Consider the following 23,652-nt stretch of genomic DNA (forward strand, 5'->3'; position numbering starts at 1 on the left):
GGAACCGGCGCGTGCAGGAGTTTGCTCAGCCAAGGTTGGCGTAGGCGTCGTTGATGTACTCCACCAACGCTTCTTTTTCGTCCAGCGGCAGGAACGAGGACTCGGCGGCGTTGAGGGTCAGTTCGAGGAGGTCGTCCAGATCGTAGTCGAAGGTCTCCACGAGAAGCTCGAACTCGTCCGTGAGCGTTACGCCGCTCATGAGCCGGTTGTCGGTGTTGATGGTGACGTTGAAGCCCAACTGGTAAAGCATGTCCAGCGGGTGGTTCTCGATGCCTTCGCCGAAGTTCGCGATTGCCCCGGTCTGCAGGTTGGACGAGGGGCAGATTTCCAGCGCGATTCCGCGATCGCGCACCCAGCCGGCCACTTCACCCAAGGTGACCATGCCGACGGTGTCCTCGGCGTCATCGTCGGCTTCTTCGCCCTCGGCATCTTCGAACTCAACGGTGATGTCCTCCGCGATACGTACGCCGTGGCCCAAGCGCAGGGCGCGGCCGTCCACCAGGGCGGACTGGATGCTTTCCAGGCCTGCAGCTTCGCCGGCGTGCACCGTAGCCGGGAAGTTGTGCTCGGCCAGGTAGGTGAAAGCGTCCTTGAAGCGGGAGGGCAGGAAGCCGTCCTCGGCGCCGGCGATGTCGAAGCCGACAGCTCCGTTGTAGCGGTGGCGTACGGCGAGCTCGGCAATTTCCTGGCCGCGGTCCGCGTGGCGCATCGCCGTGATGAGCTGGCCCACCTGGATCTGGCGGCCGGACTCCTCAACGATTTCCACGCCGGCGTCAAGGCCTTCCTGGACAGCGTCCACAACTTCGTCCAGGGTGAGGCCCTTCTGCAGGTGCTGTTCGGGTGCCCAACGGATCTCGCCGTACACGACGCCGTCGTCAGCCAGGTCCTCGACGAATTCCTTGGCGACGCGCGCCAGGCCTTCCTTGGTCTGCATGACAGCGATCGTGTGGTCAAAGGTTTCGAGGTAGCGGACCAAAGAACCGGAATCGGCGGACTCACGGAACCACTGGCCCAGCGCCACGGGATCCGTGGAAGGCAGGGTGTGGCCGACAGCCTCCGCCAGCTCAATGATGGTGGCCGGACGCAGTCCCCCGTCCAGGTGGTCGTGAAGGGAAACTTTCGGCAGGCTCTTCAGGTCGAAGTCAAGGGCAGGGGCGGCGTCAACAATAGGCTCAGTCACGTCTCAACTTTAGGGGGACGGAAGAAGCTTAGCCAGCGGGGTTCGAGCGCTCGACGCCGGCAGTCGCGTTAACCGCGGTGCCCTCGTCTGTTGCGGCTGCTTCCGCGGAAGCTGCTTCCTTCTTCCCGCCGTCCTTCTTTTCCCCGTCCTTCTTTTCAAGGTGCTTGTGCCACCAACGCAAGGTGTGGTCCACAATGACGCCGAGCACTACGGCGAATGCCACGGCAATTCCCACGCCGAGCAGCGGGTTGTTGTGCACCCAGTGGCCGGCCAGGGATCCAATGCCGATCGAATAACCTACCCACGTGAAGCATGCGAAGGCATCCAGGACGAAGAAGGTCTTGTGGCGGAAGCCGGTCTGTCCAGCGACGTAGTTCACCGCTACCCGGCCCCAGGGTATGTACCGGGCCGTGAAGATAAGCACTGCGCCGCGCTTGTCCAGCTCGTAATGTGCCCAGGCGAACATCTTCTGGACCTTCGGCTTGCGCATCCATTTCCAGCGGTCCAGGCCGATCTTGCGGCCCAGCATGTACGCCATGTTGTCGCCTGCCATGGCCCCGACGAGCGCAGTAGCGCCGAGGAGCCACAGGTTCGGCTCGCCCCGGTGCATGGCAAGGGCCGAGAGCCCGACGATCGCGGTCTCACTGGGAAGGATCGTGGCAAAGCCGTCGATGAAAAAGAAAACCAGGAGCACCGGGTAGATCCACGGTTGCCCGGCGGCATGCTCGAGCATGTGGTTCATGAATTCCACGCAGGCATTGCTCCTCAAGGAAAGTCACACGGTCGCGTGACATAGATCGCTATCCAGTGTCCCACGGCCCGGGCGTCGTTCGCTACGTCCCGGCCGGGGGTTGAACACAATTTAAGGCTAGCTCGAAAGCTGGGATGGAGGCATCCCCCCGTGGAGGGATCTTCGGGCGCCGGGGGCCTCATACCAAGGGAGGAGGCGGCGCCACCCTTGCTTGCGCAAGCTACACGACGGATTCCTCTTCGGGCTCGCCGGTTTCTTCGTCCTCTTCGGTGGAAGGCGTGGCCCCGCGGACTTTGCTGATGATCCGGTCCACGATGATTCCCAGGATGATGGCCGCGCCGATCGCGATGATCGCTCCGAGCAGGTGGTTGTGCTCGAACCATTGGCCGAAGAACACACCGATGGCCACCGAATAACTGGCCCACAGAACGGCGGACATGGCCGTGAGCCCCACAAACATGCCGTGCGGGAAATGGGTTGCACCGGCCGTCAGGTTGACTGCCACCCGGCCGATGGGAATGAACCGGGCCACCATGATCAGCGACGCGGCCCGGCGTCGAAGTTCCCTCCCGGCCCAGCGGAAGGCACCCTGCATCCGTTGGGAACGCATCCACCGCCAGCGGAGAACACCCGCTTTGCGGCCGATCAAGTAAGCGATGTTGTCGCCTGTGAAAGCCCCGAGGGCCCCCACAAGGATCAGCAGCCACGTGTTGGGCATCCCTGTGGTCACGGAGACTGCAGCGAGTCCCACCACCATCGACTCGCTGGGAACGGGCGGGAAGAAACCGTCGATCACGCAGCAGGCAAAAACCAGAAGCAAGACCCAAGGCTGCCCTGCCGCTGCGAGGATGAAGTCGTTGATGGCTTCCACGGTCTTCCTAACGATTGCCCGCAGGGATTATCTCCCGGGCATCCCAAAATGCCCGGGAGATCAACCTAGGAAATCCGGTCGATGATGAGCTGTTGCGCCGGCCGCGACCCTTCCGGTGCGATGAGGACGGCGCCCTCCAAGGCTTCCTTGGCCCTTTCGAACTTTTCCGGCGTGTCGGTCAGGAGGGTCATGAGTGGCTCCCCCGCCCGGACCAGGGCGCCCGGTTTGGCGTGCATCCGCACCCCTGCACCGGCCTGGACGATGTCTTCCTTCCGGGCACGTCCGGCGCCGAGGCGCCACGCAGCCACACCCACGGCCAGGGCGTCGAGCTCCACCAGGACGCCATCGGCCGGGGCCGGAATGACCTCGGATTCCTTGGCCACCGGCAGGGCGGCACGCGGATCGCCGCCTTGGGCTTCGATCATGCGGTTCCAGACGTCCGTCGCGCGGCCGTCCTTGAGGGCGGCCGCAGGGTCGGCGTCGTGCACTCCTGCGCAGGCGAGCATCTCTTCGGCGAGCCTGACGGTCAGCTCGACGACGTCTTCCGGACCGCCGCCCGCAAGCACCTCCACCGATTCCTCCACCTCGATGGCATTGCCCGCAGTCAAGCCAAGCGGCGTACTCATGTTCGTCAGGAGGGCCACCGTGTTGACGCCCGCATCCTTGCCCAGGGCCACCATGGTTTCGGCCAGCTCGCGGGCACGGGCTTCGTCCTTCATGAACGCCCCGGAGCCCACCTTCACGTCCAGCACCAGTGAGCCCGTGCCTTCGGCGATCTTCTTGCTCATGATGGAGGAGGCAATCAGGGGAATGGCTTCCACCGTGCCCGTGACATCGCGCAAGGCGTAGAGTTTCTTGTCCGCCGGAGCCAAACCCGTGCCGGCGGCGCAGATGACTGCACCCACGTCCTGCAACTGGGCCAGGATTTCCTCGTTGCTCAGGTTCGCCCGCCACCCGGGAATTGCTTCGAGCTTGTCGAGCGTGCCGCCCGTGTGCCCCAGTCCCCTGCCGGAAAGCTGGGGAACAGCCACCCCGAAGACCGCCACCAGCGGTGCCAACGGAAGGGTGATTTTGTCCCCGACGCCCCCGGTGGAGTGTTTGTCGGTGGTGGGCTTCACGCCGCCGTCGGGACGCCGAAGGCTGGAGAAGTCCATCCGCTCGCCCGAGGCGATCATCGCCTCGGTCCAGCGTGAGATCTCGGCACGGTCCATCCCGTTGAGCAGGATGGCCATGTTCAGGGCCGCCATCTGCTCGTCGGCAATGACGCCGCGGGTGTAGGCATCGATGGTCCAGTCGATCTGCTCGGGGCTCAAGGTGCCCTTGTCCCTCTTGATGCTGATGATCTGTACGGCATCAAACGCTTCAGTCTGTGTCACCGGTTCTCCTCCAGGTTGTCGGGACCGAAGGCATCTGGCAGCACTTCGTCCATGGTCTTGATGCCCTGCGTTGTCATGAGTTGCATGCCAGGTGCCCTGAATTCATGGAGCAATTGCCTGCACCGGCCGCACGGCATCAGGACATTGCCTTTTCCGTCGACGCAATAGAACGCCCGCAGCCTGCCGCCGCCACCCATATGGAGGTCTCCCACCAGGGCGCACTCGGCGCACAGGGTGAGTCCATAGCTGGCGTTCTCGACGTTGCAGCCGCTGACGATCCGTCCGTCCTCGGTGAGGGCGGCTGCCCCCACCGGGAACTTCGAATAAGGAGCGTAGGCCTTCCCCATGGCGGTAACCGCAGCGGCCTCGAGGGCTGCCCAGTCCACGTCGGTATCTGTGAGCGCCACGGTCAGCCCTTGACGTACGGTATGCCGCTTGCCGCCGGCGGCCGGGACCTGCCCACCAATCCGGCGACGGCGAAGACCGTCAAGGCGTACGGCAGCATCGCCATGAATTGGCTCGGCACGGGCGATCCGATGATGGTGATGACGCTCTGGAGGTTGTCCGCGAAGCCGAACAGCAACGCGGCAAGGAAGGCGCCGATCGGGTTCCAGCGCCCGAAGATCAGCGCCGCCAGGGCGATATACCCACGGCCACCGGACATGTCCTTGCTGAACGCATCCACGGATACCAGGGTGAAGAACGAGCCGCCGATGCCCGCGATCGCACCGCCCATGAGCACGTTCCAGAAACGGGTCCGGTTGACGTTGATGCCCACTGTGTCGGCTGCCTGCGGGTGTTCGCCGACGGCCCTGACGCGCAGTCCCCACTTCGTGTGGAAAAGGCCGAGGTAAACGACGATCACGGCGATGTACATCAAATAGCCCACGAGGGACTGGTGGAACAGGATGGGGCCGATGATGGGGATATCGGACAGGAAGGGAATGTCCACCGGGGGCAAGCGGCCCGGCTTGTTGAGTCCGTCCGGGTCAGCCGTCAGCAGCGTCGAAAAGAGGAAGCTCGTCAGTCCGCTGATGAGGACATTGAGCACGACGCCGACGATGATCTGGTTGACGAGGTACTTGATGCTGACCACGGCCAGGACCAAGGAAACAAGCGTTCCAGCGACGGCCGCCGCGACCAGCCCGGCATAGACATTGTGCGTCACTGTGGCAACAACGGCCGCCGAGAATGCTCCCAGCAGGAGCTGCCCCTCAATGGCAATGTTGACCACACCGACGCGTTCGCACAGGACGCCGGAAAGGGATCCGAAGACCAGCGGCACGGCCAAGGTTACGGATCCTGCGATCAGTCCGGCGAGGGAGATCGACGGTTCGTCGCCATTTCCGCCAGCCACGATCCAGACCATGAATCCGATGAGGAACACCGCGGCAAAGGTACCGCCCACCCAGCGGGGAGCGGCCGTCTTCGCCTGGGTGAGATACACCGTGTAGCCGGCCAGGGCCAGGAGAATCACCGCGGCGGTCCAGCCGATGGCCGCCGATGGAAGCGTGATCTTGGAAACCTTTGCCACTCCGAGCACGGCAAGGCCGAGGACCACCACGGCGGCGACAGTGGATGCGGGCAACCAACCCGGTACGGTGCCTGAACCCGACGCGAGGCCCGAACGACGGCGGGTGAACCACAGGTATATAAACCACACGGAAAGAAGAAGGGCCAGGACGAACGTGACCAACGCAGCAACGCTGGAGGCCGCTTCATTGGCCGCCTCGGCTATGCCGAAGCCTGCCGACTTCGAATTGGACATGAAACCGAACAGCACGGTTCCCAGGATTGCGAGCAGGGACAGTCCGATTCCGGCCTTCCAGCTCACCAGCTCGGTGGCACCCGCTTTTCTGCGGCTCGCCGGGGCGTTGCCGGCGGGTGTGCCACCGCCGGGCTGAGTTGTTGTGGTGCTCATGCTGTTGCAGCTCCGCTCTCGATTTTTCCGGAGGGGATGCTTCCGGAGCCGGGGCCGCCTGTGGCCTTCTTCTTTTTCCGCGGGTTCAGCCCGAAGATCGCGCGCACCAGTGGAGGTGCCGCAATGAACAGGACGATCAAGGACTGGATGACCAAGACGATGTCGATGGGGGTCTGGGTTTGAGCCTGCATCGCGACGCCTCCGGCACGGAACGCCCCGAACAGGAGCCCGGCGAAGAAGGTTCCCCACGGCGTCGAACGGCCCAACAAGGCGACCGTGATGGCATCGAATCCGATGGACGCCGCGACGCCTCCGGAGAGATATTTCTCCGTTCCGGATACCTGCGCGATGCCGGCCAGGCCTGCAAGCGCGCCCGCAATCGCCATCACCAGGATCACGGCCCGGGGAACGTTGATTCCAGCGGTGCGTGCCGCGCTCTGGTTGGCGCCCACGGCCCGGAATTCAAAGCCGAGCGTGGATCGCTTGAGGAGCCACCAGACGAAAACCGTTGCCAGCACTGCAAGGAGGAAGCCCGCGTGGAGCCTGAACTGGGGGCCGAGCAACTCCGGGAACAGTGCCGATTGGTCCAGGAAGGGCGAGATCGGGTTGGTCGAGCCCTTGCGCTGGAAAGCCGGAGTGGTCAGGAGGAACAGGAGCAGGAAGTTGGCGATGTAGTTCAGCATGATGGTCACGATGACCTCATGCGCGCCGGTCCGGGCCTTGAGGAGGCCGACGACGCCGCCCCAGACCGCGCCGCCGACCAAACCGGCAACGATGACGAGCAGCAGGTGAACCAGGAAAGGCAAGTGCCAGGTGAAGCCCACGTAGGCGCCGAACAGCGCGCCAAAGATGATTTGCCCTTGCGCACCGATGTTGAACAGGCCCGCACGGAAGGCCAAGGCCACGCCGAGTCCGGCCAGGATCAGCGGCGTCGACACCGTCAGGGTTTCAGTGATCGGGTACAGCTGGGCTGCGGCGTCGGCGCCGGCCCAGTTGAATATCGAGCCCTGGACAAGCGCCACGTAGGGCCTGAAGACCTCGGTGAGCATGTCCCCCGGTTGCGCGAAGAAATAGCCTGCGGTTTCGGCCACTTTGGGGTTGGTCACCGCCATCAGGATTCCGCCGAGAACAATCGCGAGCAGCACGGACAACACCGAGACCATGGCGTTTCCCGTCACGATCTGCCGGAAGACCGAACCACCGGCGGCATGCGGGATCTGTCCGCCCTGGCTGGTAGCCGGAATCACGGACGGGGCCATTGTGCCGTCGGCCGTGTCCAGTGCGACGTCCAGGACGACCTCGTCGTCCAATGTTTCCGGGCGCTCCGGCTCGACTTCGTTTTCTTGTCGAGGGGTGGTGGACTCAGACATGTGTTCCTCCCTCGAGGGTCTTGTGCGCAGTCAGTTCTGCCTCATGTTCCGGAACGCCGGCCATCATCAAGCCCAGCACATCGCGGGAGGTACCGGCGGGAACGATGCCGACCAGCTTTCCACGGTAGAGAACGGCGATCCTGTCAGCGAGCTCGAGCACTTCATCGAGCTCCGTGGAGACGATCATCACGGGAGTTCCGTTGTCCCGTTCGGCAATGACCCGCTTGTGCACGAATTCGATGGAGCCGACGTCGAGGCCCCGGGTGGGCTGCGATGCGATGAAGAGCCTCAATGGCCTGGACAGCTCCCTGGCCAGGACCACCTTTTGCTGGTTGCCTCCGGAGAGCGTGCCCACCGCGACATCGATCGACGGCGTCCGCACATCGAACTCCTCGACCTTCTTCTCCGCGTGGGAAGCAATCAGGGCCGGTTTCATGCCGATGCCCTGGGCAAAAGGCTGCTTGTCGTACAAGTCCAGGATCATGTTCTCGGAAATGGAGAACGTTCCCACCAGGCCGTCGATCTTGCGGTCCTCAGGGACGAACCCGACGCCGGCGGACAACACCTGTTTGACGCTCTTGCCGAGCAATTCGACGCCGTCAAGGACGATGGACCCGGTGACGTGCTGCTGGACGCCGAGGATGGCTTCCGTGAGCTCCGTCTGGCCGTTGCCTTGGACACCGGCGATGGCAAGCACTTCGCCCTTCGCGATGTCGAAACTCAGCCCGTCCACGACGTGCTGGCCATTGTGGTCCACAACGGTCAGGTCGCGGACCTTGAAGGTCGCTTCACCCGGTTGGGCCGGCTTCTTTTCCAAGGTCAGGCTGACCGCCCGGCCCACCATCGCCGAGGCGAGTTCCGTCGGGGAGGCCGAGGGATCAGCCGAGCCCACTACTTTGCCCCGCCGGATCACCGTGATGATGTCCGATATTTCCTTGACCTCACGCAGCTTGTGCGAAATGAAGACAATCGATTTTCCGGCTGCCTTGAGCTGGCGGATGATGTCCAGGAGCTCATCGGTTTCCTGCGGAGTGAGAACGGCGGTCGGTTCATCGAGAATCAGGACCTCGGCGTCGCGCACGAGTGCCTTGATGATCTCGACCCGTTGCTGCACGCCCACAGGCAGGTCTTCCACGAGGGCATCGGGGTCGACGTGGAATCCGTACTGCTTGGAAATCTCGGAGATCCGGCGGCGGGTTTCATCCAGGTTCAGGAACCCGGCTGCCTTGGTGGATTCATTTCCCAACGCAACATTTTCGGCGACGGTGAATACCGGAATCAGCATGAAGTGCTGGTGGACCATTCCGATCCCTGCCGCCATGGCATCTCCGGGACCCTTGAAAACGACCGGCTTTCCGTCGACCAGGATTTCGCCGTCGCTGGGGTCGTAGAGTCCGTAAAGGACATTCATCAGGGTGGATTTACCGGCACCGTTTTCGCCCAGGAGGCAATGGACTTGGCCGGGTTCAACCACGAGATCGATGTGGTCATTGGCTACGAGGGATCCGAAGCGCTTCGTGATCCCTTTCAGTTCGAGTTTCAAAACTCCAACCCATCTATAAAGGATGGCTCCTCGTCATCACCGTGCTCCCAGCATAGTGCTCGGCCAAGGAGTGTCGAAGAGCAAAAGTGGAGGCAACGCAGAACGCGCTGCCCTTCTGCCAAAATTCGGCTGAAGGGCAGCGCGACGCGGTTTAGCCCGGATTTTTACTTGGGGCTGGACTTCGATTCGACCTTGACTGCGCCGGAGATGATGTCCTTCTTCAGCTGGTCAAGATCGCTCTTCATGTCAGCCGGCACTGCGGAGTCGAGATCGTGGAACGGGGCAAGCGCCACGCCCCCGTTGTCGAGCGTGCCAACGTAGGGGCTAGGGTCGAACTTGCCGTCCTTGTCGGCCTTGATGACCGTTTCGACGGCGGTCGCCATGGTCTTCTGGACCGAAGTCAGGATGACCGACTTGTAGGCGGGTGCGGTCAGGTAGCCATCCGAGTCGACCCAGATCAGCTTTGCGTCCGTGCCCTTTGCCTTGGCGTCAAGGATCGCACTTCCGGCGCCCGCTCCAACCGGACCAGCGACGGGAAGGACGACGTCGGCACCCTGGTCCAGGAATCCCTGGGTGAGGACCTTGCCCTTGTCGACCTGCTTGAAGTCGCCGACGAAGGTTCCGTCCTGCTTGTCCTTGTCCCAGCCAAGCAGCTGGACGGACTTGCCCTTCTTCTGGTTGTAGTACTTCACGCCGTCGGAGAAGCCGTCCATGAAGATGCTCACGGTGGGGATGTTGAGACCACCGAAGGTGGCAACCTTGCCCGTCTTGGAAGTGCCGGCGGCGAGGTACCCGGCCAGGAACGCGGCCTGGGCCGTGTCATAGACAATCGGCTTGACGTTCTTCGGGAAGGTGGGGTCCGAGTAGTCGATGATGGCGAAGTGGCTGTTCGGGTTCGCCGTCGCAATATTCTTGGTGGCGTCGCCCAGCAGGAAGCCGACGGTCACCGTCAGCTTGCAGCCTTGCTGGACCATGGAACGAAGGTTGGGGTCGTAGTCCGTGTCGGCCTTGGACTGGACGTGCTTCTCCTGGATGCTCAGGTCCTTGGCTGCCGCCTGGAGGCCCTCGAAGCCTGACTGGTTGAACGACTTGTCATCGAAGCCGCCGGAGTCGGACACCATGCATGCGGTGTAGTCGGATTTGGTGGCGCTGCCCGAGCTCGACGCCGACGGTGCGCTACCGCAGCCTGCCAGCAAAAGTGCAGCGGCGCCCGCAGTTGCGACGCCCGCAAATGAACCGCGCTTTAGTGTGGCACGCAGTGATTGCTTCAATTTTCCTCCAGGAAGAAAGTGATTGATGCTACGACAGTTGGTCAATGAGTGTCCGTTTCGAAAACTCGAGTCTGAAATTCTGTTTTCACTGATGCTTCGCAGCACTGCGCCTTGGGCGCACTGATGGCACAACCTTAGTGGGATTGGACACACCCGGCTAACACAAAAGCCCAACAACCCGAAGATTGTTGAGCTTTTGTTACCAAGCAGTAGAGGAACTCCCAGCCAACGGTTCTAGGATGCCCGCCCGCCGGGGCCGGTAGTCAGTGCAGTCTCAGTGCAGGCGGACCAGCATCTTGCCTGTGTTGGCTCCGTCCAAGAGGTCGATGAAGGCCTTCGGCGCGTTTTCGAGCCCGTCGACGATTGTCTCGTCGTAGCGGACCGTTCCGTCGGCCAGCCATCCGGCCATGTTCTCGGCGAACTCGGCGGCGTGTTGCCGCTGGCCGCCCACGAGGAAGCCACGGAGGGTCAGTTGTTTTCCGATCGCCACGGCCAGGTTCCGCGGGGCCGGTGTGGGCTCGGTGGAGTTGTACTGGGAAATAGCACCGCACATTGCCACGCGGCCACCCACAGTGAGGACCGCGAGGGCGGCCTCAAGGTGTTCGCCGCCGACGTTGTCAAAGTAGACGTCGATGCCGCGCTCTCCCGCCGCCTCACGGAGCTGCTTCGCCACCGGACCGTCGTGGTAGTCGAAGGCCGCGTCGAAGCCGAGTTCCAGCAAGCGCGCCACCTTCTCCGGGGAACCGGCGCTGCCGATCACCTTGGAGGCGCCCATGGCCTTGGCGACCTGGCCGACAATCGAACCCACTGCGCCTGCGGCACCGGAAACGAAGACGACGTCCCCGGCTTTGAACTCAGCTACCTTGAGCAGCCCGGCATACGCCGTCAGGCCCGTCATGCCAAGCGCTCCGAGGAACGCCGACGTCGGCGCCAGGCCGGCCGGAACCGGCGTCGCGCTTGCTGCATCCACCACTGAATATTCGCGCCAGCCGAGCTGGTGCACGACGACGTCACCCACCTTGAGCGCCTCGGAACGGGACGCGATCACCTCACCCACCGCACCGCCGTCGAGCGCTGCGTCGAGTCGGAAAGGCGCCGAATAGGACTTCGCGTCGTTCATGCGGCCGCGCATGTAGGGATCGACCGACATGAACTCGTTGCGGACCAGGATCTGGCCGTCCTGCAGCTCCGGTAGATCAGTCTCGTCCAGCCGGAAGTTCTCCTGGACTGGGCGTCCTTGCGGGCGGGATGCCAGCTGGATTTCGCGGGTGCTCTTGGGAACAGCGGCGCTCATGCGGCCACCTCCACAAGCTTGATGTCGACGGCGATGTTCCCGCGGGTCGCGTTGGAGTAGGGGCAGATCTGGTGGGCCTTGGCCACGAGTTGCTCGGCGGTTTCCCTGTCGAGGGCAGGCAGCGCGATCTCAAGCTCCGCGGCGAGGCCGTATCCCTCGCTGCCCTCCAAGGCACCGAAATGGATCTTGGCGGCGACGGCGGAATCAGTCAGATCCACCCGGGCCTTGCGTCCCACCAACCTGAGTGCCGAATGGAAGCATGCAGCGTACCCGGCTGCGAAAAGTTGCTCGGGGTTGGTGCCCTGGCCATTTCCGCCCAGTTCCACCGGGCTGGCGAGCGCTACGTCCAGCTTGCCGTCATTGGTGCGTGCGTTGCCTTCGCGGCCTTCGCCCGAGGCAAGCGCCTCGGCTGTGTACAAAGTCTTCACTGTGGTTCCTTTTCCTTCGATGGGATGGACGATCAGATGGCTGAATGGAGGGCTGCGGTAAGCCGGCCCAGGGTGTCGTGAAGCTGCGCGAGCTCAGCGGTGCTCAAGCCCGCGGCGTCGGCGAGGCGTTGCGGGACAGCCCCCGCCCGGGCACTAAGGGCCCGCCCGGCATCGCTCAAGTGGATCTCGACGCGACGCTCATCCTCGGCTGAACGCCGGCGCTCCACGAAGCCCAACGCTTCAAGCCTCTTGAGGAGCGGTGACAAGGTGCCCGAGTCGAGTCCCAGCTCGACGCCCAGTTCCCGGACGCTTCGAGGCTCGTTTTCCCAGAGCACCAGCATCACGAGGTACTGCGGATATGTCAGCCCAAGCTCATCCAGCACCGGCCGGTAGACCGCCGTGGCCGCCTTCGAGGCGGAGTAGAGCGCGAAACAGACCTGGCGGTCGAGGCGTGGGGCTTCGTTCATGATCATAACGATAGCTCACAATTAAATTGTGCACAACTCAACTGGGCCGCAACCCCCGCTCACAAACAACCCCAACCCCACCAACCCCCGCTCACAAACAACCCCAACCCCACCAACCCCCGCTCACAAACAACCCCAACCCCACCAACCCCCGCTCACAAACAACCCCAACCCCACCAACCCCCGCTCACAAACAACCCCAACCGACGGGATCCTCCTGCAGATAATCTGCAGGAGGATCCCGTTGTTTTCGCCGATCGACCCACATAAGTGAGCGAGCGACCGCCGATTGGACGATATAAGTGAGCGGGCGTCGCAGTTTTAGAGATCCCGGATGGTTCGCAGCGCGGCGGCGGCCAGGACCTGGATCGCGAAGCCGAGGGCACGCTCGTCGACGATGAAGTCACCGCGGTGGAGATCGTATTCCTCGCCGCCGGGCGTGTGGGTCCCGAGCCGCATCATGGCACCCGGCAGGTCGGCCAGGAACCAGGCAAAGTCCTCCCCACCCATGGACTGGGGCGTCAGGACGACGGCGTGCTCGCCGAGTTCCGCGCGGGCCGCGGCCTCGATGATGGCAGTCTCGTGTTCCGAGTTGACCACGGGAGGGACGCCTCGGGTGTGCTCGAGGTGCACGTCCACACCGTACGGCGCGGCAACCTGCTGGACGACGTCGTCGAGCAACTCCCCTGCGCTATGCCAAGCGTCCCTGTCGAGGCAACGCATGGTGCCGGCCATGTAGCCGTTGGCCGGGATGGCGTTGGGTGCCGAACCTGCCGCGATCTGGCCCCACACCACCGAAACGCCGCTGCGCACATCCACGCGACGGGACAGGACGGCCGGGACGTTGACGGCAATTTGGGCCAGCGCAAAGACCAGGTCTTCGGTCAAATGCGGTCGGGAAGTATGGCCGCCACGTCCGGTCAGTTCGATTTTGATGGTGTCCGAGGCCGAAGTGATGGCGCCGATGCGGGTGCCGATCTTGCCGACGTTGATCCGCGGATCGCAGTGCAGCGCCAGAATTCGCGGGACGCCCTGGAGCACGCCCTGCTCGATGCAGGACAGGGCACCGCCGGGCATGGTTTCCTCTGCCGGCTGGAAGATGATGCGCACCGTGCCGCCCAAAGGGGACTCCTGGTGCATGGCGTGCAGCACCAAGGCAATGCCAAGCATGCTCGTGGTGTGGACGTCATGCCCGCAAGCGTGGGTGACACCGTGGTTCTTCGACGCGAACGGAAGGCCCGTCTCTTCGATGATGGGGAGGGCGTCGATGTCTCCGCGCAGGGCCGTGGCGATGGGCCCCTCGCCGACGTCGACCGTCAGCCCCGATCCTTCCAGCCGGCGGGGTTCAAGTCCTGCCGCTTCGAGCCGTTCAACCAACTTGTCCGTGGTGCGAAATTCCTTGAAGGAAAGCTCAGGGTGCGCATGCAGATCCCTCCGGAATTCAATGAGTTCCGGCAGGAGATCGTCAAGCCACGGCTTCACCACTGGGGTCGGCTCGGTTTCGGTAGTGAAATTGCGCACCTCACAACTCTAGTCATCCGCGCCCTCCGAATAGCGAAAGGGGTCTCTTGGTTACGGACAGTGCCGCAAGCGGGCGCTAGAGAACGGGCGCTAGAGAACGTCGGTGTCCCCGCTGGCCTTGAGTGCGTCCACTGCACCCTTGACCCGCTGGGCATGCTCCTTCGTGGTGACAAGCAGCGCGTCCGGCGTATCGACAATCACGACGTCCTTGATCCCGATAAGGGCGATCACGCGCTTGGTGTCGGAGACAACCACGCCGCTGGCGTTCTCGGTGAAGACACGGGCGCCTTCCCCGAGGACCGTCACTTCATCGACGTCGCCGGCATTGTTGAGGCGACCGATCGCGGCGAAGTCTCCGACGTCGTCCCAGCGGAAGGTACCGGGCACGACGGCGACATCCCCCGCCGCTGCGGCGGGTTCCGCCACGGCATAGTCAATGGCAATCTTCGGCAGCGTGGGCCACACCCGAGCGGTCACTTCGTCGCGTTCCGGGGTGTCCCAGGCGTCGGCGATTTCCTGCAGCCCGGCAAACAAGACCGGCTGGTTTGCCTCCAGGTGCTTGAGCATGAGTGCAACGGGGGCGACGAACATACCGGCATTCCAGACGTAGTCGCCCGTTTCGAGGTACTTATTGGCGATGTCCTCGCTCGGCTTCTCGACGAATTCGACCACAGCGTGCGCGTTCGGTGCGTCGTCGATATTGAGCAAGTCGCCGGTGCGGATGTAACCGAACCCGGTCGAAGGGTGCGTGGGCTTGATGCCGATGGTGACGATTTTTCCGGCAGCCGCAGTGTGGATGGCCTCGCGGACCGTTTCCTGGAAGAGGTTGTCCGGGCTGATGACGTGGTCGGCGGCGAAGGAGCCCATGATGGTGTCCGGGTCGCGACGGTACAGGATGGCGGCGGCGAGGCCGATCGCTGCTCCCGAGTCCTTCGGTTCGCTTTCGAGGACCAGTTCGTCGTCGCCCACTTCGGGAAGCTGGCGGCAGACAGCAACCCGGTGCGCCACGCCCGTAACCACCAGCACGCGGTTGCCGGCCAACGGTTCGAGACGGTCGTAGGTAGCCCGTAGAAGGGTGCTTCCCGAACCCGTGAGGTCATGCAGGAATTTGGGCGCGGCCGCACGCGAAAGCGGCCACAGGCGCGTGCCCACTCCGCCGGCCGGAATAACCGCATGGAAGTGACGCAGGGGCGATTCGGGGCTTGCAGCGTTTTCTGTACTCACCGCAACACCTTATCGGACACCCGCGCAAGTCCCACTTTGTGGTCTTCGTCTCACCCTCGCGGCGAAAAGACCGGAATTCAGGCGAACACCAGCGCTCTCGTTACAAAAAGGGGTACCAAAATTGAATAAGCTGTGAGCGAAGCCTAGATTTAGGCTGAGCTACGAGTGCTCTCGCGGCTGGCGTTCCCCCCGCATGGATCCCGTGCAAGCGCCGCTGTGTTGCAGGAAGGTTTATTCAGTGCCGACAAAACCAGCTGGCACCTTGTACCGCGGCCGTGAAGGCATGTGGTCCTGGGTTGGACACCGCATTACCGGTGTTGTGATCTTTTTCTTCTTGTTGGTCCATGTGCTGGACACCTCATTGGTGCGTGTGTCCCCGGAGGCCTACACGGCCGTTATCGGCGCCTACAAGAACCCCCTCATGGCCCTGGGCGAAACGGGCCTCGTCGCAGCGATCGTTTTCCACGCCTTCAATGGCCTGCGCGTTATCGCCATTGACTTCTGGAAGAAGGGCGCAAAGTACCAGCGCCAGATGCTGTGGACCGTCCTGGTACTGTGGCTGGTCGTTTTCGGGGCCTTCGCCATCCGCCACCTGTCACTCGCACTGGGAGGCCACTAAGCCATGAGCACTGACATTCAAACCCCGCGCAGCGGAAAAAACGGCAGCGGAAAAATCGGCAGCGGGAAGATTGCTCCGCAGTACCGTCGCGGCACCGGTTCCAAGGGGAACTTCGAGATGTTCGCGTGGTTGTTCATGCGGCTCTCCGGCGTCGTGCTCGTGGTCCTGATCTTCGGCCACCTCTTTGTGAACCTCATGGTGGGCGAGGGCATCCACGGCATCGATTTCGGCTTCGTTGCCGGCAAGTGGGCCGACCCGTTCTGGCAGTTCTGGGACCTGGCCATGCTGTGGCTCGCCATGCTGCACGGCACCAACGGCGTTCGCACCATCATCAACGACTACGCCGAGAAGGACGCCACCCGCCTGTGGCTCAAGGTGATCCTTTACGCGGCTACCGTCGCCATCGTCGTCCTTGGCACGCTGGTGATCTTCACGTTCAACCCGTGCCCCGTCGTCAACGGCGTTCAGCTGCCGGGCGGGTTCTGCCCGGCGCCGTAGCGGCTCCGCTGCACCACCGGCTAGTCCGGCGGTGCACAACACGCGGAGCAGGCTCCGCCGACCATCTGACTTAGAGAGAAAGAGCATCTGGTATGCAGGTCCATAAGTACGACGTCGTTATTGTCGGTGCCGGCGGCGCCGGCATGCGCGCCGCGATCGAATCCGGCCAGCGCGCACGCACCGCAGTACTGACCAAGCTCTACCCCACCCGTTCCCACACCGGCGCGGCCCAGGGCGGCATGTGTGCAGCCCTCGCCAACGTCGAAGAGGACAACTGGGAGTGGCACACATTCGACACCGTCAAGGGTGGCGACTACCTGGTTGACCAGGATGCAGCCGAGGTCATGGCGAAGGAAGCCATCGACGCCGTGCTGGACCTGGAGAAGATGGGCTTACCGTTCAACCGCACGCCCGAAGGCCGCATTGACCAGCGCCGTTTCGGTGGCCACACCCGTGACCACGGCAAGGCTCCCGTCCGCCGCGCCTGCTACGCGGCAGACCGCACCGGCCACATGATCCTGCAGACGCTGTACCAAAACTGCGTCAAGCACAACGTTGAGTTCTACAACGAGTACTACGTCCTGGACCTGCTGACCGTCGAGGAAGACGCCGTCCGCGAAGACGGAACGCCGTACAAGCAGAAGCGCGTCGCCGGCGTCGTGTCCTACGACCTCGCCTCCGGCGAACTGCACGTCTTCCAGGCCAAGTCCGTGGTGTTCGCCTCGGGCGGCGCAGGAAAGGTCTTCAAGACCACCTCCAACGCCCACACCCTGACCGGTGACGGCATGGGCATCGCTTTCCGCCGCGGAATCCCGTTGGAGGACATGGAGTTCTTCCAGTTCCACCCGACCGGTCTCGCAGGCCTGGGCATCCTCCTCTCGGAAGCTGCCCGCGGCGAGGGCGCGATCCTTCGCAACTCCGAGGGCGAGCGTTTCATGGAACGCTACGCCCCCACCATCAAGGACCTCGCTCCCCGCGACATCGTGGCCCGTTCCATGGCGAACGAAGTCCGCGAAGGACGCGGCTGCGGCCCGAACAAGGACTACGTCCTCCTCGACCTCACCCACCTTGAGCCCGCCCACATTGACGCGAAGCTTCCGGACATCACCGAATTCGCGCGCACGTACCTCGGCGTCGAACCGTATACGGAACCGGTACCGGTGTTCCCGACTGCGCACTACGCCATGGGCGGCATCCCCACCAACATCACCACCGAGGTCCTGCAAGACAACGACACCATCGTGCCGGGCCTGTACGCGGCCGGCGAAGTTGCTTGTGTCTCCGTCCACGGCTCCAACCGTTTGGGTACCAACTCGCTGCTGGACATCAACGTCTTTGGCAAGCGGGCGGGTATTGCTGCCGCCGAATACGCCAAGACGGCTGACTTCGTGGAACTCCCGGAAGACCCGGAGGCCTACACACTTGACCTCCTGAACCACGTCCGCACTTCCGACGGCGGCGAAAGGGTTGCCGCGATCCGCAAGGAACTGCAGGACACCATGGATGCCAACATGCAGGTGTTCCGTACCGCGGACACCTTGAACCAGGTGCTCAAGGACATCGCGTCCCTCGAAGAGCGCTACCAGCGCATCAGCGTCCAGGACAAGGGAAAGCGCTTCAACCTTGATCTGCTCGAAGCGGTGGAACTGGGCTTCCTGCTGGAACTGGCCAAAGTCATGACAGTTGCTGCCCTGCACCGCGAGGAGTCCCGTGGAGGCCACTTCCGGGAGGACTTCCCGGAGCGCGACGACGAAAATTTCATGAAGCACTCCATGGCGTATAAGGATGAGCACGCCCCAGCGGACGGATCTGCGGAAGCAATCGCGGGCATCCGGCTCGGCACCAAGCCTGTTGTCTTTACGCGCTACGAGCCGATGGTGAGGAAGTACTAAGATGTCTGCTGAACTTGCTGAGCCAGCATCCAAGATCGAACTGCCCGCGCACATTGGTGGGGGTGGGGAAATCCCCACCTTCAACATCACTTTGCGGGTGCGACGCTACAATCCTGAGGTCTCGGAAGAGCCCGTATGGGAAGACCACCAGCTCACGATGTACGGCACCGACCGCGTGCTGGACGCCCTGCACAAGATCAAGTGGGAAATCGATGGCTCGCTGTCCTTCCGCCGTTCCTGTGCACACGGCGTGTGTGGCTCCGACGCGATGCGCATCAACGGCCGTAACCGCCTCGCATGCAAGACCCTGCTGAAGGACCTGGACACTTCCAAGCCCATCACCGTTGAACCGATCAAGGGCCTCCCGGTGGAGAAAGACCTGATCGTGGACATGGAGCCGTTCTTCCAGTCCTTCCGCGAGGTCATGCCGTTCCTGATCAACAAGGGCCACGAGCCCACCAAGGAACGCCTGCAGTCGGTGGAGGACCGTGAACGGTTCGACGACACCACCAAGTGCATCCTGTGCGCTGCCTGCACGTCGTCCTGCCCCGTGTTCTGGACGGACGGCCAGTACTTCGGCCCGGCCGCCATCGTGAACGCGCACCGTTTCATCTTCGATTCCCGCGACGACGCCGGTGACATGCGCTTGGAAATCCTCAACGACAAGGAAGGCGTGTGGCGCTGCCGCACCACCTTCAACTGCTCGGAGGCTTGCCCGCGTGGCATCCAGGTGACCCAGGCCATCGCCGAGGTCAAGCAAGCCATCCTGGCACGCAAGATCTAGTCGAGAATTCAGAATACGACGACGACGGCGCCGCCCACCGCTCTGGTGAGGGGCGCCGTCGTCGTTGTTTAAGAGTCGCCCGGGAAGGCCGGGCAAACTCGCCCAACGAAAGGCGGACAAGGTGTCCAAATCCGTGAAGATCAGCTTCGAAGGCAGCACCGGAGATCTCCTGGCAGGGATCGTGGACGTTCCTGAGGGCCCGGTCCGGGGCTGGGGCGTGTTCTCCCATGGTTTGACCCTCGGCAAGGACAGTCCCTCTGCCTCGCGGATCTGCAAGGGCCTGGCGGATCTCGGAGTCGGCATGCTTCGCTTCGACAACCTTGGACTGGGCGACTCCGCCGGCGAATGGTCCGCCGGATCGTTCAGCGTCAAAGTGGCGGACACCATCCGCGCCGCAGAGTTCATGCGCGCCGATGACAAGAAAATCTCCCTGCTGGTGGGCCACTCCTTCGGCGGAGCGGCTGTACTGGCGGCCGCCCTCAGCCTGCCCGAGGTCCGTGCCGTTGCGACTGTGGGCGCCCCGTTCGAGCCCAAGCACGTGGAGCACATGTTCGACGCCGAAGTGAGCACGATCCTCAGCGAAGGCAGAGCCGAGGTCAACCTGGGCGGCAGGCGCATGGAGGTTCGCAGGCACTTTGTGGAAGACGTGGAGAAGGCCGACCTCAGGGACTGCATCCGTACCCTGCACAGGCCCCTCATGGTGCTGCACTCCCCCACTGACAACACCGTGGGCATCGACAATGCCAGCGAGATCTTCCAAACGGCGCGGCATCCGCGGAGCTTCATTTCGCTCGAAGGCAGTGACCACCTCTTGACGGGCAAAGGACAGGCCGCCCGTGTGGCAGGGATCATCTCGGCCTGGGCCGGGCAGTACCTCGGCGACTAGCGCGAGACCCAGCCCAACTAGCTCGCAGTTGTTGTCGTTATGAAGCTCCAAAACGACAACAACTGCCAGTCAGTTGGGGCTCTGGCTGCCCTCAGCAGCCCTTGCGTGGAACGTGTGCGGCGACGGGTGCCGTGATCCGAGGGCCGGCTTGGGGTGCTCGTGCACGCCCGTATCCGCTTCCCTGACGGCCGCCCACGAGGCGGACACCAAGTAGACCTGGCTGACCAGGTTGAACCAGATGAGAAGCCCGATGATGATCGCAAATGAGGCCAGGATGGGGTTCCGTCCGGCATTCGCCAGCAACTCCGTGCTGAAGATCTGCAGGATGGTGGTCGCGACACCGGCCAGCACCGTGCCTTCCAGGAACGCTTGGCGGCGAAGTTTCAGGCGGCCTGCGAAGCGGAACATGATGACCGCCGTCGCCCAGTTGAGGACCAGTGGAACGGCCGTGCGGACGAGCCAGGTGACGGGGCCGGCAACGGCGTCCGCCAAGCCGAGCCGTTCGATAATCCATCCGGCCGCTGTCCCGAACACGAGCGAGACACCGGCGCTGACCACCAAGGCTGCGCCGAGCAGCAGGAGTGTACCGGCGTCGCGGGCCTTCATCAGCAGCGGATTCTCCTGCACGGGCTCAAGCCCGCAGACTCCGCGAAGACCCTCCCGGATCCCCGCGATCCAGCCGAGCGCGGTAAATACCGTGACGACCGCGGCGATGGCAGCCGTCCAGCCGAGGCCTGTGGGGTTCAGGAGATCATGCGGATCCACCAGGCCGTTGCCTCCGTTGGCTTTCAGGAGCCCAGGGGCCGCCGTGGCAACGCTTGAGACGATTGAATCAACCAGTTGGGGCTGCCCGTTGAGGACCAAGCCGGTCACGGCGAATCCCGTGGCCAGCAGGCCCGTGATGGAGAAGAACATGGTGAAGCCTATGCCGGCGCTCAAGAGCGGACCGTGGCGGAGGTTGTAGAGGTTGAAGGCGCGCATGGGCCGGAAGTTGCTCAGCCGGGCGAGGGCGAGGTTGATAAACGCCGGTATTGAGGCGCTTCTATTGCCTGAGCGCCGGGCTTTACCCCATTCGACCTGACGGTGAATGAGCTGCAGCTTCAGCTGCGCCCCGTCAGTCGGCAGTGGTGGCGTTTCCGCCTGCCGGTCGTTGTGCTGTGCTTTTCCGTGATTGGTCTGCGTCGCCGCCAAAGTCGAGCTCTTCCCGTAGCTGCCAAATGCCGTTGTCATCGTGCTCGTAAAGTCCCATGCTAGCCACCGGGAAGGTGGCGGTGTAGTTCTTCAGCACCGTTTCGGCCTCGTCCAGGCTTTCGGGAGCGACGTCGTGGGCTACCGTCACGTGCGGGTGGTAGGGGAAAGGAAGATCGCGTTCCAGGGGGCCGCTCTGCAGTTGTTCGTGCAGGCCCACGCACTCCTCGAAACCGTCTTCGACCTTCAGGAACACCACCGGTGATACCGGCCTGAAGGAACCCGTGCCGGAAATCGTGATCTTGAACGGTGTCTGGCGACGGGCGACGTCGCGAACATGCTCGAGGGTGGCTTCCCAGTCCTGGGCAGGCGTGGTGGTCACGAGGGTGATGTGGGCCGGGATCACGTCCGCCATGGGATCACCGAAGGAAGCGCGCCATTGCTTCAGTTCCTGGGCGACTTCCCGGGGGAAACCCAGGATGACCCCCACGCACAGGTTGCCCCCGCACGCGCTGGCAGACTCGTGTGCCCCCGCGTCCAGGCGGGCATCAGAGGCCTGGCCGGCCCCCCTTGAAAGGGAGCCGGCCTGCACGCTGAGCTTGGCAGCTGCGCACATGGCTTTAGCGGATTCCTTGTGCTCCGCCGTATGGCAGGAAGCCCACCTTGGCGTAGACGTCGGCGAGCGTGGCCGCGGCTATCTCCCGGGCTTTGTCCGCCCCGTGGGCGAGGAGCCGGTCGAGCTCGGCAGGATCGGCCAGAAGCTCGTTGGCGCGGTCCCGGATCGGCCCGAGGTGGGTTGCAACGAGTTCAGCGAGGTCCACCTTCAGGTGGCCGTACATCTTGCCTTCGTAGTCCGCAACGATTTTCTCCACCGGCTGGCCGCTGATGGACGAGTAGATGCTCAGCAGGTTGGATACCCCTGGCTTGGTTTCGCGGTCGAAGCGGATTTCCGTCTCGGTGTCCGTGACTGCCGACTTGATGCGTTTGGCCGTGATCTTCGGGTCGTCGAGCAGGTTGATCAGGCCGGCCGGCGACTCCGCGGACTTGGACATCTTGGCCGTGGGGTTCTGGAGATCGTAGATCTTTGCCGTTTCCTTCTGGATAAAGGCCTGCGGCACCTGGAACGTCTCTCCGTAGCGGCTGTTGAAACGCTGGGCGAGGTCGCGGCTGAGTTCAATGTGCTGCCGCTGGTCTTCGCCTACGGGTACCCCGTGTGGCTGGTACAGCAGGATGTCCGCTGCCTGCAGGATCGGGTACGTGAAGAGCCCGACGCTCGCGTGGTCGGAGCCGTGTTGCAGCGACTTGTCCTTGAACTGGATCATGCGCGAGGCTTCGCCGAAGCCGGTGATGCAGCCAAGGACCCACGCCAGCTGGGCGTGCTCAGGAACCTGGGACTGGACGAAGAGCGTGCACTTGTTCACGTCTACGCCGCCGGCGATGTACTGCGCAGCGGTGACGCGGGTCCGGCGGGCCAGCTCGGCGGGATCCTGCGGCACCGTAATGGCATGCAGGTCCGGGATGAAGAAGATGGCGTCATATTCGTCCTGCATCCGGACCCAGTTGACCAAGGCACCAAGGTAGTTGCCCAGGTGGAGGGAGTCAGCAGAGGGCTGCATGCCGGAGAGCACGCGGTGCTTTGCTCCGGCGGCCAGTTTGGTGGATGTTGCCTTGGCTGCGGCTGCAGCGGGTTCAGTCGTGGTGGAACTGGTCATGAGGAAAACTTTCGAAAGCCTAGAGCTGGTAGTCGACTACCAGCGGTGCGTGGTCGGAGAAACGGGTGTCCCACGAAGGCGCCCGGTCGACGACGGCCGAAAGTGCGGCTGCCGCGAGTCCGGGAGTGGCCAAGTGGTAGTCGATGCGCCAGCCCGTGTCAGTGTCAAAGGCCTTACCGCGCTGGGACCACCAGGTGTAGGGGCCATCGACATTTCCTGCCAGGCCCCTGTGGACATCCCTCCATCCGATCTCGTCGCCGAAGAAGCGGTCGAAGTACGCGCGCTCCTCAGGAAGGAAACCGGCACGCTTGGTGTTGCCCTTCCAATTCTTGATGTCGAGCTCGGTGTGGCCCACGTTGAGGTCGCCGACAACCAGTGCATGCTCGCTGTGCTTGGCAAGTTCCGGAAGCCTCGTAGTCATGACATCCAGGAAGCGGTACTTGTCCACCTGCTTGGGCGTGTCCGCTTCGCCGGAGTGCACATAAGCGCTGACGACCGTCAGGGTGGTGTCCTTGCCGGCGCCGTCCCGAACGACGTAGTCCGCCTCGACCCAGCGTCCAGTGGTGGCGAAGTAGTCGTCACCGATGCCCACGCGGGTGGCACCCGGTTCCTGCCGGGAGGCAATCGCAACGCCGGCACGGCCCTTTGCCTCGGCTTCTGCGTGCAGGATGTACCAGCCTTCGCCGATGAGCTGTTGAACCACCTCATCGGGCGCGCGGACTTCCTGCAGACACAGGATGTCGACGTCGCGCGGTTCCAGCCACTCCGCCATGCCCTTCTTGAAGGCGGCGCGAATGCCGTTGACGTTGACCGTTGCGATGCGAAGGAAGTCCTTCTTCAATGCCGAGCTCACCCC

Annotated in this window: 23 protein-coding genes; 5 read left to right on the forward strand and 18 right to left on the reverse strand. The window is 63.3% G+C overall.

Annotation, left to right across the window (positions count from 1 at the left end; translation table 11 throughout):
* Positions 1 to 25: 25 nt before the first annotated feature.
* From AB0323_RS03735 to AB0323_RS03800, 14 genes are all read right to left on the reverse strand, one after another.
* Complete coding sequence (locus AB0323_RS03735) at positions 26 to 1,180, reverse strand: adenosine deaminase (RefSeq protein WP_366176166.1); 1,155 nt, start codon at positions 1,178 to 1,180, stop codon at positions 26 to 28.
* 28 nt (positions 1,181 to 1,208) lie between these two features.
* Positions 1,209 to 1,913, reverse strand: a complete 705-nt coding sequence (locus tag AB0323_RS03740; RefSeq protein WP_366176253.1) for a DedA family protein — start codon at positions 1,911 to 1,913, stop codon at positions 1,209 to 1,211.
* Positions 1,914 to 2,151: 238 nt separating this feature from the next.
* Positions 2,152 to 2,802: a DedA family protein gene (locus AB0323_RS03745; protein WP_366176167.1), complete on the reverse strand. Its 651-nt coding sequence runs from the start codon at positions 2,800 to 2,802 to the stop codon at positions 2,152 to 2,154.
* 65 nt (positions 2,803 to 2,867) lie between these two features.
* Positions 2,868 to 4,178, reverse strand: coding sequence for a thymidine phosphorylase (locus AB0323_RS03750; protein ID WP_366176168.1), 1,311 nt, complete (start codon positions 4,176 to 4,178; stop codon positions 2,868 to 2,870).
* The gene (locus AB0323_RS03755) at positions 4,175 to 4,585 is read right to left on the reverse strand and encodes a cytidine deaminase (protein ID WP_366176169.1); all 411 of its coding nucleotides are present in this window, start codon (positions 4,583 to 4,585) and stop codon (positions 4,175 to 4,177) included. Before AB0323_RS03755 ends, AB0323_RS03750 begins: the two co-directional genes overlap by 4 nt.
* A 2-nt stretch (positions 4,586 to 4,587) precedes the next feature.
* Positions 4,588 to 6,099: an ABC transporter permease gene (locus AB0323_RS03760; RefSeq protein ID WP_366176170.1), complete on the reverse strand. Its 1,512-nt coding sequence runs from the start codon at positions 6,097 to 6,099 to the stop codon at positions 4,588 to 4,590.
* Positions 6,096 to 7,358, reverse strand: a complete 1,263-nt coding sequence (locus AB0323_RS03765) for an ABC transporter permease (protein WP_366176254.1) — start codon at positions 7,356 to 7,358, stop codon at positions 6,096 to 6,098. The genes AB0323_RS03760 and AB0323_RS03765 overlap by 4 nt, the downstream gene beginning before the upstream one ends.
* Before the next feature lie 103 nt (positions 7,359 to 7,461).
* Positions 7,462 to 9,012, reverse strand: coding sequence for an ABC transporter ATP-binding protein (locus tag AB0323_RS03770; protein ID WP_364532640.1), 1,551 nt, complete (start codon positions 9,010 to 9,012; stop codon positions 7,462 to 7,464).
* A 164-nt stretch (positions 9,013 to 9,176) separates the two neighbouring features.
* Positions 9,177 to 10,283, reverse strand: coding sequence for a BMP family ABC transporter substrate-binding protein (locus tag AB0323_RS03775; protein ID WP_284752450.1), 1,107 nt, complete (start codon positions 10,281 to 10,283; stop codon positions 9,177 to 9,179).
* A 274-nt stretch (positions 10,284 to 10,557) separates the two neighbouring features.
* Entirely contained in the window at positions 10,558 to 11,577 is a 1,020-nt protein-coding gene (locus tag AB0323_RS03780) for an NADP-dependent oxidoreductase (RefSeq protein WP_366176171.1), read from the reverse strand.
* Entirely contained in the window at positions 11,574 to 12,005 is a 432-nt protein-coding gene (locus AB0323_RS03785) for an organic hydroperoxide resistance protein (protein WP_366176172.1), read from the reverse strand. The genes AB0323_RS03780 and AB0323_RS03785 overlap by 4 nt, the downstream gene beginning before the upstream one ends.
* A gap of 32 nt (positions 12,006 to 12,037) precedes the next feature.
* Entirely contained in the window at positions 12,038 to 12,472 is a 435-nt protein-coding gene (locus tag AB0323_RS03790) for a MarR family transcriptional regulator (protein WP_366176173.1), read from the reverse strand.
* 321 nt (positions 12,473 to 12,793) lie between these two features.
* The gene (locus AB0323_RS03795; RefSeq protein ID WP_284981096.1) at positions 12,794 to 13,993 is read right to left on the reverse strand and encodes an amidohydrolase; all 1,200 of its coding nucleotides are present in this window, start codon (positions 13,991 to 13,993) and stop codon (positions 12,794 to 12,796) included.
* Positions 13,994 to 14,083: 90 nt separating this feature from the next.
* A complete protein-coding gene (locus AB0323_RS03800; protein ID WP_366176174.1) occupies positions 14,084 to 15,217 on the reverse strand; it encodes a sugar phosphate nucleotidyltransferase in 1,134 nt (377 codons plus the stop codon).
* Between the two features lie 238 nt (positions 15,218 to 15,455).
* Between AB0323_RS03800 and sdhC the strand changes: the two genes are divergently transcribed.
* The 5 genes from sdhC (at position 15,456) to AB0323_RS03825 (ending at position 19,896) form a co-directional block, all read left to right on the forward strand.
* Entirely contained in the window at positions 15,456 to 15,836 is a 381-nt protein-coding gene (gene sdhC / locus AB0323_RS03805) for a succinate dehydrogenase, cytochrome b556 subunit (RefSeq protein ID WP_078105987.1), read from the forward strand.
* Between the two features lie 3 nt (positions 15,837 to 15,839).
* The gene (locus AB0323_RS03810) at positions 15,840 to 16,334 is read left to right on the forward strand and encodes a succinate dehydrogenase hydrophobic membrane anchor subunit (RefSeq protein ID WP_366176175.1); all 495 of its coding nucleotides are present in this window, start codon (positions 15,840 to 15,842) and stop codon (positions 16,332 to 16,334) included.
* 92 nt (positions 16,335 to 16,426) lie between these two features.
* Positions 16,427 to 18,226, forward strand: coding sequence for a succinate dehydrogenase flavoprotein subunit (gene sdhA, locus AB0323_RS03815; RefSeq protein WP_366176176.1), 1,800 nt, complete (start codon positions 16,427 to 16,429; stop codon positions 18,224 to 18,226).
* Position 18,227: 1 nt separating this feature from the next.
* Positions 18,228 to 19,010, forward strand: a complete 783-nt coding sequence (locus tag AB0323_RS03820) for a succinate dehydrogenase iron-sulfur subunit (RefSeq protein ID WP_078105990.1) — start codon at positions 18,228 to 18,230, stop codon at positions 19,008 to 19,010.
* Positions 19,011 to 19,131: 121 nt separating this feature from the next.
* Positions 19,132 to 19,896 carry an alpha/beta fold hydrolase gene (locus AB0323_RS03825; RefSeq protein WP_366176177.1) on the forward strand — a complete coding sequence of 255 codons (765 nt, stop codon included), beginning with the start codon at positions 19,132 to 19,134 and terminating at the stop codon, positions 19,894 to 19,896.
* A gap of 69 nt (positions 19,897 to 19,965) precedes the next feature.
* Here the strand turns inward: AB0323_RS03825 and AB0323_RS03830 are convergent, their stop codons facing one another.
* From AB0323_RS03830 to AB0323_RS03845, 4 genes are all read right to left on the reverse strand, one after another.
* Positions 19,966 to 20,877, reverse strand: a complete 912-nt coding sequence (locus AB0323_RS03830) for a YihY/virulence factor BrkB family protein (RefSeq protein ID WP_366176178.1) — start codon at positions 20,875 to 20,877, stop codon at positions 19,966 to 19,968.
* Between the two features lie 133 nt (positions 20,878 to 21,010).
* Complete coding sequence (locus tag AB0323_RS03835) at positions 21,011 to 21,700, reverse strand: 2'-5' RNA ligase family protein (RefSeq protein ID WP_366176179.1); 690 nt, start codon at positions 21,698 to 21,700, stop codon at positions 21,011 to 21,013.
* Between the two features lie 4 nt (positions 21,701 to 21,704).
* Positions 21,705 to 22,796 (reverse strand): tryptophan--tRNA ligase, encoded by a 1,092-nt coding sequence (trpS, locus tag AB0323_RS03840; protein WP_364538335.1) that lies wholly within the window; start codon positions 22,794 to 22,796, stop codon positions 21,705 to 21,707.
* 19 nt (positions 22,797 to 22,815) lie between these two features.
* Positions 22,816 to 23,649, reverse strand: coding sequence for an exodeoxyribonuclease III (locus AB0323_RS03845; RefSeq protein WP_366176180.1), 834 nt, complete (start codon positions 23,647 to 23,649; stop codon positions 22,816 to 22,818).
* Positions 23,650 to 23,652: the final 3 nt, after the last annotated feature.

The organism is Arthrobacter sp. NPDC080031 (assembly GCF_040702485.1).
In the GTDB taxonomy this organism is placed as follows: Bacteria; Actinomycetota; Actinomycetes; order Actinomycetales; family Micrococcaceae; genus Arthrobacter.

What these genes read in the sequence shown, in the direction of transcription:
- sdhA (WP_366176176.1), top strand. Translation starts at nt 16,427, where the DNA reads ATGCAGGTCCATAAGTACGACGTCGTTATTGTCGGTGCCGGCGGCGCC.
- AB0323_RS03760 (WP_366176170.1), bottom strand. Translation starts at nt 6,099, where the DNA reads ATGAGCACCACAACAACTCAGCCCGGCGGTGGCACACCCGCCGGCAAC.
- AB0323_RS03810 (WP_366176175.1), top strand. Translation starts at nt 15,840, where the DNA reads ATGAGCACTGACATTCAAACCCCGCGCAGCGGAAAAAACGGCAGCGGA.
- trpS (WP_364538335.1), bottom strand. Translation starts at nt 22,796, where the DNA reads ATGACCAGTTCCACCACGACTGAACCCGCTGCAGCCGCAGCCAAGGCA.
- AB0323_RS03790 (WP_366176173.1), bottom strand. Translation starts at nt 12,472, where the DNA reads ATGAACGAAGCCCCACGCCTCGACCGCCAGGTCTGTTTCGCGCTCTAC.
- AB0323_RS03740 (WP_366176253.1), bottom strand. Translation starts at nt 1,913, where the DNA reads ATGCTCGAGCATGCCGCCGGGCAACCGTGGATCTACCCGGTGCTCCTG.
- AB0323_RS03780 (WP_366176171.1), bottom strand. Translation starts at nt 11,577, where the DNA reads ATGAGCGCCGCTGTTCCCAAGAGCACCCGCGAAATCCAGCTGGCATCC.
- AB0323_RS03835 (WP_366176179.1), bottom strand. Translation starts at nt 21,700, where the DNA reads ATGTGCGCAGCTGCCAAGCTCAGCGTGCAGGCCGGCTCCCTTTCAAGG.
- AB0323_RS03820 (WP_078105990.1), top strand. Translation starts at nt 18,228, where the DNA reads ATGTCTGCTGAACTTGCTGAGCCAGCATCCAAGATCGAACTGCCCGCG.
- AB0323_RS03765 (WP_366176254.1), bottom strand. Translation starts at nt 7,358, where the DNA reads ATGGCCCCGTCCGTGATTCCGGCTACCAGCCAGGGCGGACAGATCCCG.
- AB0323_RS03830 (WP_366176178.1), bottom strand. Translation starts at nt 20,877, where the DNA reads ATGCGCGCCTTCAACCTCTACAACCTCCGCCACGGTCCGCTCTTGAGC.